The following is a 17,012-nucleotide window of genomic DNA, read 5'->3' as shown; positions in this document are numbered from 1 at the left end:
TCATTTTGCGAAAATCATTCCAAAGCTTAATCAACGATAGTGTGATTTGCGGTTGTCGCAGTGATCTTTCCTGAGGATTTTCATGAACAACGCTGAACAGCAGTTCCTTAACGAGTTGGATTACGCCGTTGCCGCTACCGGTGTTGAGGATGTATTCGCCTTAGCTGGACGGGATAAACCGAATGTTGGCCTGCTGTCCGGTGAGTTTTTGGAAGAAGTGTGGGAGATGCCACTGCGTAATCTTGCGATTGAAACCGCGCAGGTCATTAAAGAACTGATCCAGACAGCGAAAGCGTTCCTGGAGGCGATGGTGTGCGATGATGCGCTTGCACAAAACGAAAGCGCAGTGCGGGAAAGCGTACGGGTACGACTGCGTATTCTGGTGCGTCAGACGCTGCGTAAGTATGAGCATACGCCATATAAAACAGCAGGTGCCGTAGCGCTGGTTTTGGAGCAGGCGGAAGGCGTGTCAAGCAGGTGTATGGTATGACACCTTAACTCTTTACCTTGATTACGAGAGCAGAATATTGCCCTCCGTCAAACCGAAAGAAGCTTCGAATGAATTGATGAATATGTCATTACGAGGAACTTAACGGCAATGCTGAATATTTTCTTTTATTCAGTTATCTTTTTTTAACTTCTACATTTGCGGCTTTTCCATCAAGAATGAACAAATTTACCCCACAGTTGCAAAGTGAACACAACCTCAGTACTCATCCATTTTATGACCTGTGGGGCATTTTACGCCGACGCTCAAATAAAATAACGCTTTCTCCGGGCCAATTGGCATTCAAACACCATGGTGCGGAAGTGCAATTGCCTATTGATGATATTCGAAATGTTAAGATCAATCGTAAATGGCTGTATTCAAATATGGCTATTGGGACAGAAAGTACGTCGTATCGGCTAAATGGTTTCAATGTTCAGCAGCTTGAAATGTTTATCCAAAGGATACAATGCGCAGCTCTGGATATTTTTCAGCATAGCGCTGAGTGGCGAGAGCTACTTGAGGTTGTCAGATGTTATCAGAAAGGTGAACACTATTTTTCTTCATGGGAATGGCGCTCTTTGTCTCAACTCGTTCTGGTTAAACAACGTCTGCAGGATCTTGCCATTGACGCTGATTTTATTGCCCGAGAAGGTGATAACCCCATTGCACAGCTGGCATTGAAATTATCCATTACTGATGTTTCAGAATCGGGAAGAAATCACTTTAACGAGCAAGTAATCCCGCGACTCTTGTCGTCTTATCAAACTTTCTTTGATCAGATTGAATCACAACCGCTGAGTGCTCCTCAGCGCAAAGCCTGCGTCACTAATGAAGATCATACTTTGGTTGTTGCTGGTGCCGGGACAGGGAAAACGTCGACACTGATTGGTAAAGCAGGATATCTATTGAAGGCCGGCTTAGCTCAGCCTGAAAATATCTTAATGCTGGCCTTCGGTAATAAAGCAGCGCGGGAAATGGCTGAACGTATCTCTGAGCGATTGCCAGAAAGTGGTGACAAGTTAAAAGCGACAACCTTCCATGCGTTCGGCAATCGTATTGTTGCTCAAAGCGTTGGTGTCAAGCGTTCGCTTACACGTTTTGCCGAGCAAGATAATGAATTAAGACAATTTATTGAGTCTGCATTAGAAGCAGAAATAAGCCTCAGCGATGATTATAAAACACAATTAGTTAAATATTTTGTATGTTATAGCACGCCAGGGCGTTGTGAATATGATTTCAATGCTATTGAAGAATACCATGAGTTTCTACAAAGTTGCCGCCTGATTACGCTGACTGGGCAATGGGTTAAGAGTGTAGGCGAGTTACGGGTTGCCAACTACTTATATTTGTACTCTGTTCCCTTCGAGTACGAAGCCAATTATGAAGTCAGCACAGCGACCATTGAACGCCGCCAGTATAAACCGGACTTCTACTTGCCGGGAAGTAAGACTTATATTGAATATTTAGGCGTAGACCGGGAAATGAGAACGGCCCCCTTTGTTGACCAGAACGCATACCTTGAGGGGGTTGCCTGGAAACGGAAACTGCATAAACAGCATAATACCTGCCTGGAAGAGTTATACAGCTATCAATTGAGCGAAGGAATACTTGAAGAAAATATCCTCGATATACTTAATCGGGTGGAAGAACCACAGCATTTACGTGATACAGACACGCTTCTGGATGAGCTTAAAAACTCAGGTTCATCGCCGTGGCAAGGATTTATCGATCTGATGCTCCGTTTCCTTAGCCTTTTCAAGGAAGGGCAATTTTCGTTTTCAGACCTCCTGGCATCACCTCAGCGTATAGATATGGGGCGCACCCAGGCATTTATCGTGTTATTTAAACCCATCTATGATGCCTACGAAGCGTATCTCAAAGAACAACAGGAGATGGACTTCAGCGATATGATTGCTGAAGCGACAACGGCACTTCAGGAGGGACAATTCCATCATCGCTATGACTATGTTCTGGTTGATGAGTTTCAGGATCTTTCGGGTGGACGAGGTAAGTTGTTAAAAGCGTTACTGGCCACCCGGGATAACATGCGGCTATTTGCGGTAGGGGATGACTGGCAGGCTATTTATCGTTTCAATGGCTCAGATCTCCGCTTTTTTACCCGCTTTGATCATCAGTTTTCGCCAGCGAAAATGTTACCTCTGGACAAAAGTTATCGATTTAACAATCGTATACATGAGCTCAGTTCCACCTTTGTCACCCGTAATCCTGCACAGTTGAAGAAAGAGATTACTACCCACGTCCAGGTGGATCATGCGGCGGTACAACTGCTCGATATTCAGGAAAAAGTACCCAGTATTAACCTGGCCGATCGCAATCAAAGAAAAGCTGAGGCTTATCGTCAGCAAATTAAGAGGGCGCTTGCTCGTTGCCATAGCCGGGAACTGAGACTGAACAGTATCCGTCGGGCTCCAGTCATGCTTATCGGCCGCTATCGCCTGGAAAATATGCGGGATTTGAAGACGTTAGACGTAAAGGCACTAATGGTCGAATTTCCACTGCTGGACATTCAATATCAAACCGCGCATGCCAGTAAAGGACTGGAAGCAAATTACGTGCTACTCCTGGGACTTGAGAAAGGGAGTTTTCCATCAGCTAAAGAAAATGATGAGCTGATAGACCTTCTTCTCCCAGAGCAAGAGCCATACCTGTTTGCTGAGGAGCGTCGGTTGTTTTATGTTGCCGTTACGCGTGCCCGACACTATGTATTTATGATCTTTGATAGCCAAAATACCTCAGCTTTTGTTGAGGAGATTGCAAGAATGGGTAAACAGCTCATCACGAAAAGTGATTCTCTTGAAATCGGTCAGTGGAGTTGTCCTGAATGTGAATCCGGCTCCTTAACGGGCAAAGTGAGTCGCTATGATAAAAAATTCTATGTCTGTTCCCACTCGCCAGCCTGTGATTACATGGCCAGTTCCTGCAAGCAATGCACTTCTCCGATGGTGATGCACAATAGTATGCAAAAGATATGCGTGAATCCGGAATGTCAGGAGATTGAAATTGTCTGTCGGCGTTGTGGCCTTGGCATCATGGTTAAGCGTAAGAACAAAGACGGTGGCGCTTTTTATGGCTGCAACCGCTATCGTCGGGATGAGGCAGACTGTTGTTATGAAAACATTACGAGCGAAGAGTACGAACGCAGGGTCGATACCGCAAAACAACATGCAGCAATCATGCAGGAGAGATGATGATTGAGTGGATACCTAAAACAACGATGTCTGTGGAAGCTTTCAGAACGCCTCCCCATCGCATGAACAAATCCTTAAGCTTCCTGGCCTGCTGACCTGCCTGGTAAGTGCGTATCAATCTGTCTTCCGGAACATGGTTCAGGGGTAACCCTTCTTTGCTTTTTAAACGGCTTGTATCTAAGTATTTCTAAATCAGCACGTCAGCAGCGCTTACATCCAGCCCGGTTTGCCTTATTTCCTTCCCGGACAGAATGTCGTCAGGCGTAATCCTCTCCAAATACCCTTACTCACAATATTTTTTAATGTTTAGTGCCATACCTTTTTATACATATCTTGAAATGTTCTTAGTCCGCTAATCGTTAAAGAAGGATCCTTTTCCGGTCGATAGGTGCTGAATGTTAAACCCTTCTTCTGATGCTACAGCCGGAAGTGAAAGGGGAACAAAACGGCGTGAGAAAGCCCGCGGACAGGTGAATCATAAGTACTGTTACACAGTCATCCGTGCCTTTCTCCAGCCAGCTTACCTTGGTTTTTCACTCTGACTGGCGAGAAGGAATTCGGGGATGAAATCGGCGAAAGAACAACCTGTTGCCTTATGGCGCAGGGTGCTGGCGTACGGGCTGATGGGCTGGCTGGTGTGGCAGCCTGTGGTGCCCGCATTTGCGGCAGGCGTGACGGTCGCAGGCGGCAACACCCGTACCGACCAGGCCGCCAACGGCGTGCCGGTGGTCAATATCGCCACCCCGAATCAGGCCGGGATTTCGCATAACACCTACAATGATTTCAACGTCGGCCAGCAGGGCCTCATCCTCAACAACGCCACCGGCAAGCTCACGCAGACTCAGCTCGGCGGTCTGATTCAAAACAACCCCAATCTTGCCGCAGGGCAGGAAGCGAAGGGCATCATTAACGAGGTGGTGTCCTCCAATCCGTCGCAGCTGAATGGCTACATGGAAGTCGCCGGTAAAGCGGCGAACGTCATGGTCGCCAACCCGTACGGCATCACCTGTAACGGCTGCGGCTTTCTCAATACCCCGAACGCCACGTTAACCACCGGCAAACCGGTGCTGGGCGCGGACGGCTCGCTGCAGTCCCTTGAGGTAACGCAGGGCAGCATTACCGTCGAAGGCCAGGGGCTGGACGCCCGCCAGAGCGACGCCTTCTCGCTGATTTCACGCGCCGCGCAGATTAACGCCGGGCTGTACGCCAGAGATTTAAACGTCACCCTGGGCGCGAATCATGTGGATGCGCAGGGCAACGCCACGCCGGTATCCGGCGCAGGCGTGCCGTCGGTGGCTATCGACACCGGCGCGCTGGGCGGCATGTACGCCAACCGTATTCATCTGGTCTCCGGCGACAAGGGGGTCGGGGTTAACCTCGGTAACCTGAATGCGTCGGTCGGCGACATGCAGATTGACGCCAGCGGTAAGCTGACGCTGAGCAACGCCACCGCCACCGGCAAACTGACGGCGAATGCGCAGGCCATCGCCCTTAACGGCACCCAGCAGTCAGGCGGCGATACGACGCTGACGTCGGCGGGTGACCTCACCAATAACGGCCAGCTTGCGGCGGGCGGCGGCGTGCAGCTTCAGGCACAGACGCTGACCAACGGCGGCCTGATACAGGCGCAGGGCGCGCAGACGCTGAAGGCCACGGCGCTGAACAACAGCGGCACACTGCAGTCCGGCGGGGCACAACATATCACCGCCACTGCCCTGAATAATCAGGGGCTGATTGGCTCGCAGCAGGGGCTGGGTGTGCAGGTCGCAGGCCAGATGACGGTGGGCGAACAAGGCTCACTGTTTGCCGGTGACCGGCTGAGCCTCGGCGGCGGGCAGATGATTGCCGACGGCACGCTGACCGGCAAAAACGGCCTGACGCTTAACAGCACGTCCCTGAACGCCGGGCAACACTCGCTCATCACCAGCCTCGGGGATATTCAGCTCACCGCCGGGCAGCAGGTGCTTAACGGCCAGATTTCCACCACCGGCAACGCTGACCTGAACGCGACAGACCTCTCCGTCGGCGCATCAGGCAGTATCCACAGCGACAAAGATTTATCCCTGACGGCAGGCCACGCTTCCACGATCGCCGGTGTGCTGGACGGCAACACGCTGGCGGCAGGCGGCGGCGCATTGCAGGTGACCAGCAGTGGTTCTCTCGCCTCCGCCGGCGATATGCAGTTATCCGCACAGCAGCAACAGCTCGACGGCACAACCCGTGCGGGCGGCAATCTCTCAGTCACCGCTGACCGGCTCAATGCTGCGCAGGGTGGCAAAACCTCGGCGCAGAACGACATCATCTCGGATATTGCACAGGGCGGCCAGTGGTCGGGCAGCCTGATTGCTGGCCGTGACCTGAACTTCACCGCCGGTGATTTCAGTAACGCCGGTACGCTGGCGGCCAACCGCAACGGGCAGTTCAGCTTTGGCACGCTCGGTAACAGCGGCCTGTTGCAGTCGCTGGGTACGCAGCAGCTTAACGGTGGCACCTTCACCAACACCGGCACGGCGCAGTCCGGCGGTGACCAGACCTTCACCCTGAACCAGCTCAATAATCAGGGGCTGACCGGCACCAACGGCGACCTGACGCTGAATGTCCGTGACGGCGTGACGAACGGCGATTCCAGTACATTACTGGCCGACGGCAAACTGACGCTGAAAACGGCACAGGCGGATTTGGGCGGCACGCTCACCGGCACGCAGGGCGCAGATCTCACGGCGGATACACTGACCAGCCATGCGGGTTCGGTGCAAACCAGTCAGGGGGATGTGAACCTCAGTGCAGGCAACGCCAGCCTGAACGGTTTCCTGTCTGCCGATGGCAGCATGGCGCTGAACACGCAACAACTGACCACGGGCAACGGCTCGCAAACACAGGGCAAAAACGCGCTGGGGATCAGTGCGTCTGAAGGCGCTGAGTTGGGCGGTAAACTGGTGACGCCGGGGGCGCTGACGATCAGTGCGGGCACCCTGACCAATAACGCGACGCTCGGCGCTGATAATGTCGATGTCAGCGCGACGACGTTCACAAACAGCGGGGCGATCACGGCGGACGACGGCCTGCATCTTACTGCCGGAACCCTGCATCAGCAGGGCAGCCTGGCGGCGCAGAACCTGATGAACCTGGAAGGCAATACGCTGGACAATCAGGGCAGCATTTCTGCGGGCGATCTGGGTATTCATGCCCAAACCAGCCTGACCAATCAGGGCGCGGGGGTGATCTCGGCGGGCAACGGCCTGACCGTGGATGCCCCCACGTTAATCAATAACGGCCAGCTTCTGGCGAAAACCGTTGGCGTGAATGCCACGGGCATCAGCAATAACGGTCTGCTGCAGGGCAGCGGGGATACCACGCTGACGGCGGGCACGCTGAATAACGGCGCGCAGGGGCAGGTGATTTCCGGCGGCACGCTTGGCGTGCAGGCCGACGATACCCAAAATCAGGGGCGGTTACAGGGCGGGCAGCTTACGCTTACCGGCAACACCCTGACCAACACCGGTACCGCACTGGGGACTGCCGGTCTGAACGCTCAGGTTCAGAGTGACCTCAGTAACACCGGCAGCCTGCTTTCCTCCGGCGATGCCAAGGTGAACGCCGCGACGCTGGAAAACAGCGGCCAGTTGCTCAGTGATAACACCGCAACAGTCACCGCTGACCACGTCAGCAACACGGGGCAGATTCAGGGTGACACGCTGGCCCTGACCGCCAACAGCGCGGACAACAGCGGCAACCTGATTGGGCTGAAAGGCCTGACGGCGCAGCTGCAGCAGGACTTAACCAACGCCACCGGCGGGCAGATGCTCACCCAGGGGGCGCTCACCGTCACCGCCGGGCACGTCACCAACAACGGCAGCTGGCAGGCCGGGAGCGCGGATTTACACGCCAGTCAGTTGGATCTCAATGGTGCCATCCGGACCACTGCGCAGGCGAACCTGACCCTGACCGGCGCGCTCAACACGCAGGCGCAGGGCAAAATTGTTTCAACCGGACTCGCCGTCTTGCAGGCCGCCAGCCTCAGCAATCAGGGGAACTGGTCGGCGGATAATCTCACCCTGACCGGCGGCACGCTCACCGGCGGCGGTACGGCCAGCGGGGTCAGCGCACTGGCGGCCACCCTCAGCGGCCATCTGCAGGTGCAGCAGGGCGGCGCCTTGCTGAGCGGCGGCACCAGCACGCTTAACGCGGCGAGTATCGTCAACGGCGGCAACCTGCAGGCGGATAATCTGGTGCTGACCGCGGACAGCCTGACCAACGGCGGACAGCTGCAGGGCCAGCAGAGCCTGCAGGCCAGGGTACAAAACGGCATCACCAACCTGAGCGGCGGCACGCTGCGCAGCCAGGGGACATTAGATTTGGGTGCGCAGACGCTGCTCAACCAGGGGCAGCTGCAGGGCGACGGCGTCAGCCACCTGACCCTGACGGACAATCTCAATAATCAGGGCACGCTGCTGACCGGCGGTCAGTTAACGGTCTCCGCTCCGACGCTGACGAATACGGGTGTTTTGCAGGCGCAGGGGCTGACGATGACCGGCGGAACGCTGACCAACGGCGGCACCCTGACCGGGCTGGGTGACAGCGCGGTGAACGTGTCGCAGGTGACCAATCAGGGGCAACTTCAGGGTGACCGTTTGCAACTGACCGGGAACGCCCTGCACAACACCGGCACCGTTTTGGGCAGCCAGACGCTGGGGCTTAACCTGCAGAACGCTGACAATCAGGCGGGCGGTAAACTTTACAGCGCCGGTAACCTGACGCTGGTGACGCCGTCGCTTAATCAGGCCGGCAGCCTGCTGGCTCTGGGTGATATGACGCTGCAGCTCGGCTCCGGTTTCACCCAGACCGGCACACTGGCGGCAGGGCAGAACCTGAACCTCAGCACGCAGGGCGACCTGAACATCCTCGGGACACTGCAGGGTAACGGCATTCAGCTCAGCGCCACGGGTAACTTTGCCAACAGCGGCCAGCTGCGCGGCGGCAGCGGTACGGTGGGCGTGGATGCGAACAACATCACCCTTAACGGCAGCGGCAGCGTGCAGTCCGGCGGGGATATCCGTCTCGCCAGCCGGGGCGTGCTCAACAACAGCGGGTTTGTCGGTGGCGCAGGCAACGTGGTGATGTCCGCCGCGGGTCAGTTGGCGAACAGCGCGCTGCTGTATGCCGGTAACAACATGCAGCTGCTGGCCGACAGCATCCATAACAACTACGGCGATATTCTGGCGGGCAACAGCCTGTGGCTGCAGCGTGATGCAGCGGGTAATGCCAACAGTGAAGTGGTCAATACCTCGGGGGATATCGAAACCACCAACGGCGATATCACCATCAATACCGGGCACCTGCTGAATCAGCGTGACGGGCTGAGTACGTCGAGTTCGTATCAGGCAGCCGCCAGCAATGCGGCCTCCTCAGGCGCCAGTTCCATCAAGGTGAAACTTGGGGACTTGAGCGATGAAGATCTGGGCATTTATACCAAGACAATCAATCGGATCATACCTGGCAATGGCAACAATGGTGAAACTGAAAGTATCAGTACTTATTATCTGGATCCCACTGCGGCAGGTGCCACTCAACGCTATCTGCAGGGCACATCAACGCTGACAGCGGTTGCCAATGGCGGTGCGGGGCGTATTGCGGCTAATCATGATCTAACCGTCTCTGCCGGGTCACTGGATAATATGGCCAGCACGATGCTGGCCGGCAATAACATTGCCCTTTCCGGTGCCTCCCTCAATAACCAGTCGTATCAAAACAGCCAGGAAAATACCTACCTCGTTTATCAATATACGGATCAACTGGGGAAAGCCCCGGCGCAGTCGGGGTTTATCGCGCAATACCGAAAAACGGGCTACAGCAGTACTTATGATTTCGTCAACAGCCTGAATTCAACCGTGATCTACAACCTCACCGGTGCACCTCAATACGAAACCGTCAGCACCGGTGAAGGTCTCCGCGCCGTCATTCAGGCGGGCGGGGCGGTTAACGCCCGCTTCAGCAATAACATCAGCAACACCACCACCACGGCGAATGCGGGTGGCTTATCCCATGCCATCAGCGCACCGTCGCTGAACGGCACGTCTGGCCTGCAGGCGGTTAGCGCAACGAAGAGCGCTTCACTGGCGGCCGGTCAGAACCTGACCATCGGCTCAGTGCAGTGGAACAATTCGTTCACCGATGCCCTGAAGCAAATCGGCAATCAGGGTGCGGCGCTGACCGATTATCCGCTTCCAACCGGTAATAACGGCCTGTTTGTGGCGAGCACCAACTCGGCCAGCCCGTATCTCATCACCACCAATCCGCAGCTCGCCAGCATCGGCAAAACCGACCCGGCGCTGTTTAACGCGCTCAACGATTATCTTGCCCACCCGACCACCGGCGCGCTGACGCCTGCCGTGCAGACGGGAACCCCATCTAACCCGCGCGTTGAAACGGCACCGGCCTACACCGACGAAAGCCAGTTCATCGGCTCGGCCTACTTTATGAACCGGCTGAACCTGACGCCGGACTACGACTACAAATTCCTCGGCGATGCGGCCTTTGATACCCGCTACGTTGATAACGCGGTGCTGAGCCAGACCGGCCAGCGCTATATCGGCGGCACCGGCTCCGACCTGGCGCAGATGCAGTACCTGATAGACAACGCGGCGGAGCAGCAGGCCGGGCTGGGGCTGCAGTTAGGCGTCAGCCTGACGCCGGAGCAGGTCGCGGCGCTGACCAAAAGCATCGTCTGGTGGGAGAAAACCACCGTCGACGGGCAGACCGTGCTTGCGCCCAAACTTTACCTCGCGGCCAATGACACGAATGCCGTCACCGGCAGCGTGATTTCCGGGAATACCGTCAACCTCGACGCGGGTCATATCGTCAACGCCGGCAGCACGCTGCAGGCGCAAACGCAGCTGGCGGCGAAAAGCAGCAGCACGTTGGATAACCTCAGCGCCGGGCTGATTGCCTCCGGCGGCAGCCTGCAGCTGAGCGCGCTGGGGGATATCAATAACATCGGCTCATCTATTGCCGGACAAACTGTCGCACTGGCTTCGGTCAGCGGCGACATCAATAACGTCACGCAGGCGCAGCAGTGGACGGCGGCACCGGCCACCGGCAGAGGCAAAACGGCGCAGCTGACCTTCAGTGATACCCAGGCCGGGGATGTGGCGGGCATTTCGGCCACCGGCGGGCTTGCCCTGACGGCGGGCAACAGCATCAACAACACCGGTGCAAAACTGACGGCCGGGAGCGATTTGCAACTGGTCGCGCTGGGCGATATCAACATCACCGGCAACGCGCTGAGCACCCGTAAATCGACGGCAAACAGCAGCGCGCAGACCACCGGCAGCCAGGCCAGTGAAGTCAGCGCAGGCGGTAGTCTGTCGGCCAGCGCCGGTAACAACCTGACGGTGGCAGGCAGTGCGGTAACAGCTAAAGGCGACACCACGCTGGCGGCGGTAAACGACATCAACCTCAACGCGATGGACAAAAGCAGCCATCAGACAAGTGGTAAAAATAAAGCCGACGACAACAACGCCACCCGCACGGTGGTGAGCAGCGGCGGCAACCTGACGCTCAGCGCGGGCCGTGACCTTAACTCTCAGGCGGCGCAGCTGACCGCCGACCTTAACGCCTCGCTCAGCGCCGGTCGCGACGTCAACCTGAACGCGCAGCAGACCGGCTCCTACAGCGAGACCCACGGCAATAAAAGCGTGAGTATCCGTGAAAATATCGGGCAGGAAGGGACGGCGGTTTCCAGCGGCGGGAGCACCACGGTCACCGCCGGGCGGGATATCACCACACAAGCCGCGCAGGTTGAAGCCACCGGCGACCTGGCGCTGAACGCCGGGCGTGACGTGAACATCACCACCGCGCAGGAGAGCCAGTACAGCTACGACGAGAAGACCAAAACCAAAAAACACCTGTTCTCTAAAACGACCACGCACACCGTGGCAGAGGATTACGCCACCACCGAAAAGGCCTCACAGCTGAGCGGCGATAAAGTCTCAGTTGTTGCCGGGCAGGACCTGACGGTGAAAGGCTCGTCGGTGGTCGGGGACGGGGATGTGACGCTGAAAGCGGGTAAAGACCTCAACGTCACCGCCGCGACGGAGGAGCAGTCCAGCTACCGCCTGAGCGAGACCAAAACCAGCGGCATGTTCAGCGGCGGCGGGCTGGGTGTCACTGTCGGCAGCAAATCATCGCGTCAGCAAATCAACCAGGACGGCACGACGCAAAGCCAGAGCAGCAGCGCGGTTGGCAGCACCGGCGGCAACGTCAACCTGATTGCCGGTGAGCAGGCGCACATCGGCGGCTCGGACGTGATTGCCAAAAACGACGTCAACATCGTCGGCGGTTCGGTCACCATCGACCCCGGCAACGACATGCTGACCCGCAAACAAATCTACGAACAAAAGCAAAGCGGCGTGACGGTGTCATTGTCGAGCCCGGTGACGGATGCGCTGCTGTCGCTGACCAGCCTTGCCAAACAGGCCTCGCAGACCAGTGACAGCCGGATGCAGGCATTGTACGGCGTGCAGGCCGCCGAGCAGGGCTGGATGGCATCGATGAATGGCGCACCGACGCAGGCTGCTCAGCTCATGAACGGAAACGTGAGCGGCAACTTTATTAAGCTGCAGGTCAATATCGGTGCCAGCAAGAGCAAATCCACTTCCGAACTGGAGCAGAATCAGGTCACCGGCAGTACCATCACCGGTGGTCAGAATGTGGCGATTGTATCGACCGGAAGTAACGGCCAGAGCGGCGATATCCATATCACCGGCAGTGGCGTGACAGGGAACAATATCACCCTGGCCGCGCAGAATGACCTGGTGCTGGAGGCGGCGAGCAACAACAGCAAACAGACCAGCAGTGACAGCGCCAGCGGCTGGAGCGTTGGCGCACATATCTCGCTGGGCAAAGAGACGGGTTTGGGCATACAGGGCAGTGGCTACGCGTCGAAAGGGGCATCGGATGGCGACACCACTGAGTATGTGAACACCCGCGTGAATGCTCACGACAACCTGACGTTAAGCAGCGGGCGCGACACTGTATTATCCGGTGCGCAGGCATTGGGCGATAAAATCACCGCCGACGCCGGGCGTGATTTAACGCTTACCAGCCTGCAGGATACGGACAATTACCAGAGCAAACAGCAAAGCGTCAGCGGCGGGTTCAGCTTCACCTTCGGCTCAATGACCGGTTCTGCCTCCCTGAGCATGAGCCAGTCCAAAACCCAAAGTGAATACGCCAGCGTGGGTGACCAGAGCGGGCTGTTTGCCGGTAAACAGGGCTATGACATTTATGTCGGCGACCATACGCAGCTGAACGGCGCGGTGATTGCCTCGACCGCAGATGCGGCGAATAACAGCCTGAATACCGGCACGCTGGGATGGGGCGATATCCAGAATAAGGCGAACTACAGCGCCAGCAGCGTCGGCGTCAGCGCCGGTTTCTCGAATGATAACGCCAAGGGGAAGAATGTCGGTGGTGTGCTGCCGGTGATGACCAACGCCAGCGGCAGTGCATCGGGCACGACCCGCTCTGCGGTGGCCGACGGCAGTATTACGGTGCGTGATACCGGCCAGCAAACGCAGGATGTGGGTACGCTGAGCCGGGATACGGACGATGCCAACGGGCATATCGACAAGATTTTTGACAAACAAAAAATAGAAGAAAATCAGGCAGTCGCTCAGGCCATCAGCGAGATTGGCGCGCAGACGATGCAGAACATGGTGCTGCAGGCGCAGGTCAATGCCAAAAGTGATGCGCTTGCCCGGTTGTCGGGGACCGATGCGTACATCAATGCCTCGAAAGAAGACAGGCAGACGATGCTGGAGAACTCGCCGGAATATATCGCTGCAGAGCAAAAATACGGTATCGGCAGCCCGTTCTGGACGGCGGGCACGGCTATCTCCGGTGCGCTGGCCGGTCTCTCCGGTGGCGATATGAGCCAGGCGCTGGCGGGCGGGCTGGCACCTTATCTGTCGCTGGCAGTGAAGGCGGCTACCACGGATAGCAAAGGCAATGTTAACGACGTTGAAAATATTACCGGTCATGCGCTTGCTGGTGCGGTAGTTGCCTATCTGCAGGGCAGTTCTGTCACCGGTGGCGCAGCAGGTGCTGCGACAGGGGAACTGGCCGCCTATCTTATTACACAGGAGTTGTACCCAGGAAAAGACCCTGCCGAGCTGACGAACGACCAAAAAGCCAACGTGAGTGCGCTGAGTACGCTGGCCGCCGGGCTGGCGGGTGGCGTGGCCGGGAATTCGGCAGTGGCTGCAGGGACAGGGGCGGTGGCCGGGAAAACGGCGGTGGAGAATAATGCGGAGGCTAACCTTAGCGAATTCGAGAAGGATGCAGAAGAGATAAGGAAAGAGGAGAATGAGATACTTGGTGCGCTTCCTGACACTGAAAATCCTGAACTGACACATAAAGTAGTAAGTTCAGGGTTAGGGCCTGTGGTTGGGGTTGGGGTTGGGGTTGGTGCAAAAGATGTATCGACTAAACCGAGTGAGGCGTTTTTTTGGTCCGGCCGAACTGATGGAGTTGGTGGCGCAGATATAGCTCAGCAGATTGCGGCGCAACAAGGAGGGACTACCCTCGAAGCATTGATGGCTCAACGCGGCATACAAATGCCTGCATGGGACGCTACAAATCCGGCTGTTGTGAAGGCATGGCAAGATATTTCTGCAGAGTACGCAAGTGGGGTTTCTGGAACGGTGCGTGCAGTAATCGGGCAGAGTTTACGACCTGGAAATGTTTGGGAAACGGCGGAGTTGCCTGCATTGATTAAAAACCCTAACGTAGATAAAATTATTACTATTGATCCTGTAACAATGGGTGAAAAAATTATTTATGTTAGGGGGGATCAATGATTCTTGAAGTCTCTCGGGGTCATATCCAAGTGAAAATTGGAGATAGAACGGCGACCGCTCAGGGTGAGATGTTTTTTCTTGGTAGCGATAAAATGGGTTTCGTGTTGTACAGGGGGTCTTTAAAGTTTTGGAATGCTCCAAATCAAAATCAGATTATGACTGTCGATGATGTCGATATGATCGTTGCTGATATTCAGGCCGATTTTTCCAGGGGAGGGCATACCTTGGAAGTTGAAAGCTAGTAGGTGCAAAAGCAACAACAGTTACTTTCGCGATAAACTTCACGCACAAGGCTCAGTAATGCCACCCTCGTGGCGTCAGGTTTCCTGGGCTGCCGCCAGTATTTATAACTGCTGCGATGAACCCCAAACACGTTGCACACAACGGCAACAGGAAACCGCGCCCTGAGTTTCTCAACTAATGAGAATTTTTCAGGGAGCCTGACATCAAGAACGCGTTGAAGTCTTTTCTTCAACTCACGTATCTCAATCTGCTCAGGTGTCATGGGTGAAGCGACGGGTGATTTTCCCGCTCGTTCCTCTTTCAGTTGTCGAACCCATTTGTCCATCGTGGATTTGCCGATATTCATCGCAGTGGCAGCAGCGGCAACAGTGTAGTGCTGATCGAGTACAAGCTGGGCAGCTTCGAGGCGAAACTCGGGGCTAAAGTTGCGTCTGTTACGTCCGGTCATAATGTCACCTGTTTTGACTATGAGGCGATGATATCACCTCTGTTCAGGTGGCCAAATTCAGTGTGCCACTACACTTTTATAGGTACAGATGATTTGTATATTGAAATTTTAAATATCTAGATGGTGCAAAAGCGACTACGACCCCGAGTACGCCAGTAGCTGGTTCTGCTGAAAATGGGAATATCAACAACATCAGCAGCGATTTGCAACCGGTTGCACTCAACGATATTAACATTACAGACAACGCACTGAGCACAAGTAAATCCACGGCAAAAATCCAGCACACAGACTACCGGCAGCCAGGCCAGTACGGTCAGTGCAGGCGCTTGCGCGGGTAACGACCTGACGCTTAGCGCAGGATGGGATTTGAACTCGCAAGTGGCGCAACTCCTCAATGCCTAGCTTAGCGCCGGTCGCGAAGTCAACCTGAATACGCAGCAGACCGGCACCTACAGCGAGAGACACAGCAATAAAAGCGTGAGTATCCGTGAAAATGTCGGGCAGGAAGGGTTGAGGCCAACGGCGACCTTGCCCTGAACGCCGGTCGTGACGTGAACATCACCACCGCGACGGAGGAGCAGTCCAGCTACCGGTTTACCTTCCGGCTTCTTTTCTACAGGTAATGTTGTACGTGTTGACATCCCTAAACCTGGTGATTTTAATCTACGGATTCCTTCTGGTAATGAGGCCGGTGTGAATGAATTTTGGATACCGGGAGGTATACTACCAAACAATAACGCCGAAGCAGTAATTGATGCGGGGAGTATATTACCCAGTGATTACACGGTTTCTCCTGTTAAATTTAGATGAGATAATTTAATGAAATTTAAAGACGTTTTTTTTAGCAGAGAGGAAAGATATTCTATTGGAATTGAAACAGAGACTGCTCGATATTATCTGTCCATTCCTGTAACCAATCACATGATTGATTATGAAGAATATTATGAGATAAGTGAAAGCGAGTATAATATCTTTCTGAGTAATCCTGTCATGGCAGTAGATTTTGCTAAACAATGCAAAAGACGAGAAAAGGATGACCTTCTAATCGTAAAACCAGGTGCTCTTAGAGGCGTTGCTTCTTAGCATAAGCTCAGTAATATCTATCTTGAGGAACTTTAGCATTCTGTATTTGTCAGTGAATCTGTAGTGGCATAGTGAATTTGGTCAAAACATTGGTGTTGATGGCTCCTCTGGCTTGGCGACGAGATATGGAACAATACATTCAGGCAAAAACGGAGCGCATATTGTTCCAACAAACCCGGCTACTGTTGAGGTGAAGCCATGAAAAATTTTCCTGAGTGGTTAGTTTTGTGTGTTTGGCGCGCTCTGATTGGTGAGATATACCCTGCAATAAGAGCGATCGCTATTTCTCTAGCGGATGATCGAACGTTGCATATTTGTTACTACCTTGACAGACAACCCACAGATTTTGATTGGGAAAGCTTAGAGGTTGTTGCTACAAATATTTCAGCTTCAATTGGTCAAGAAAAAATTTTTCGAATAAATCTGGAATGCAAGTTTGAATCGGATCCAATTGGGAAGCTTGAGTGCTTGGGAGGTTTTGTCTACTGTCGTCGAGAGTATGATTAGTAGGTGCAAAAGGAAATGAATCAGAGACGTTTCCAAGCTCTATTGTTCCAACGGCTAGTAATCCACCTCAAATGCTTAACAGGGCAGTAGATTCTGAGGCTGACACTACCCCAAAATCCTGACCCATTCAGAAACAGAATTCCGGCATGATATTCACTCCCTCACGAGCGGAG

7 protein-coding genes and 3 pseudogenes are annotated in these 17,012 nt (G+C 54.7%); 7 read left to right on the top strand and 3 right to left on the bottom strand.

Going from position 1 to position 17,012, the window contains the following annotated elements; genetic code table 11:
* Window positions 1-115: 115 nt before the first annotated feature.
* Together CWS43_RS24565 and CWS43_RS24560 are read left to right on the top strand one after the other, a co-directional pair.
* Window positions 116-490: pseudogene (locus CWS43_RS24565) on the top strand (type I restriction enzyme endonuclease domain-containing protein); the annotation flags it as partial.
* 176 nt (window positions 491-666) lie between these two features.
* Window positions 667-3,699 carry a UvrD-helicase domain-containing protein gene (locus tag CWS43_RS24560; RefSeq protein ID WP_101079778.1) on the top strand — a complete coding sequence of 1,011 codons (3,033 nt, stop codon included), beginning with the start codon at window positions 667-669 and terminating at the stop codon, window positions 3,697-3,699.
* Between the two features lie 43 nt (window positions 3,700-3,742).
* On the opposite strand, the pseudogene CWS43_RS27860 reads toward CWS43_RS24560, so the two are convergent.
* A pseudogene (locus CWS43_RS27860) lies at window positions 3,743-3,847 on the bottom strand (integrase); the annotation flags it as partial.
* A 415-nt stretch (window positions 3,848-4,262) separates the two neighbouring features.
* On the opposite strand from CWS43_RS27860, the gene CWS43_RS24555 reads away from it, so the two are divergent.
* Complete coding sequence (locus CWS43_RS24555; RefSeq protein WP_101079777.1) at window positions 4,263-14,558, top strand: hemagglutinin repeat-containing protein; 10,296 nt, start codon at window positions 4,263-4,265, stop codon at window positions 14,556-14,558.
* Window positions 14,555-14,800, top strand: coding sequence for an Imm74 family immunity protein (locus CWS43_RS24550; protein WP_101079776.1), 246 nt, complete (start codon window positions 14,555-14,557; stop codon window positions 14,798-14,800). Before CWS43_RS24555 ends, CWS43_RS24550 begins: the two co-directional genes overlap by 4 nt.
* A 20-nt stretch (window positions 14,801-14,820) precedes the next feature.
* On the opposite strand, the pseudogene CWS43_RS24545 reads toward CWS43_RS24550, so the two are convergent.
* Together CWS43_RS24545 and CWS43_RS27325 are read right to left on the bottom strand one after the other, a co-directional pair.
* Window positions 14,821-15,249: pseudogene (locus CWS43_RS24545) on the bottom strand (transposase); the annotation flags it as partial.
* Between the two features lie 449 nt (window positions 15,250-15,698).
* Entirely contained in the window at window positions 15,699-15,890 is a 192-nt protein-coding gene (locus CWS43_RS27325; protein ID WP_157825436.1) for a hypothetical protein, read from the bottom strand.
* 178 nt (window positions 15,891-16,068) lie between these two features.
* Here CWS43_RS27325 and CWS43_RS24530 point away from each other — a divergent pair, with 178 nt between their 5' ends.
* The 3 genes from CWS43_RS24530 (at window position 16,069) to CWS43_RS24520 (ending at window position 16,839) form a co-directional block, all read left to right on the top strand.
* On the top strand, window positions 16,069-16,332 hold the full coding sequence (locus CWS43_RS24530; RefSeq protein WP_101079775.1) for a hypothetical protein: 264 nt from the start codon (window positions 16,069-16,071) through the stop codon (window positions 16,330-16,332).
* An 88-nt stretch (window positions 16,333-16,420) separates the two neighbouring features.
* Window positions 16,421-16,534 (top strand): polymorphic toxin type 50 domain-containing protein, encoded by a 114-nt coding sequence (locus tag CWS43_RS27855; protein WP_101079774.1) that lies wholly within the window; start codon window positions 16,421-16,423, stop codon window positions 16,532-16,534.
* Window positions 16,531-16,839 (top strand): colicin, encoded by a 309-nt coding sequence (locus CWS43_RS24520; protein ID WP_101079773.1) that lies wholly within the window; start codon window positions 16,531-16,533, stop codon window positions 16,837-16,839. Before CWS43_RS27855 ends, CWS43_RS24520 begins: the two co-directional genes overlap by 4 nt.
* Window positions 16,840-17,012: the final 173 nt, after the last annotated feature.

This window comes from Rahnella sp. AA (assembly GCF_002834385.1).
Taxonomy (GTDB): Bacteria; Pseudomonadota; Gammaproteobacteria; order Enterobacterales; family Enterobacteriaceae; genus Rahnella.
The sequence above is the reverse complement of the archived record's forward strand: the minus strand, read 5'-3'. Positions and strand labels throughout refer to the sequence as shown.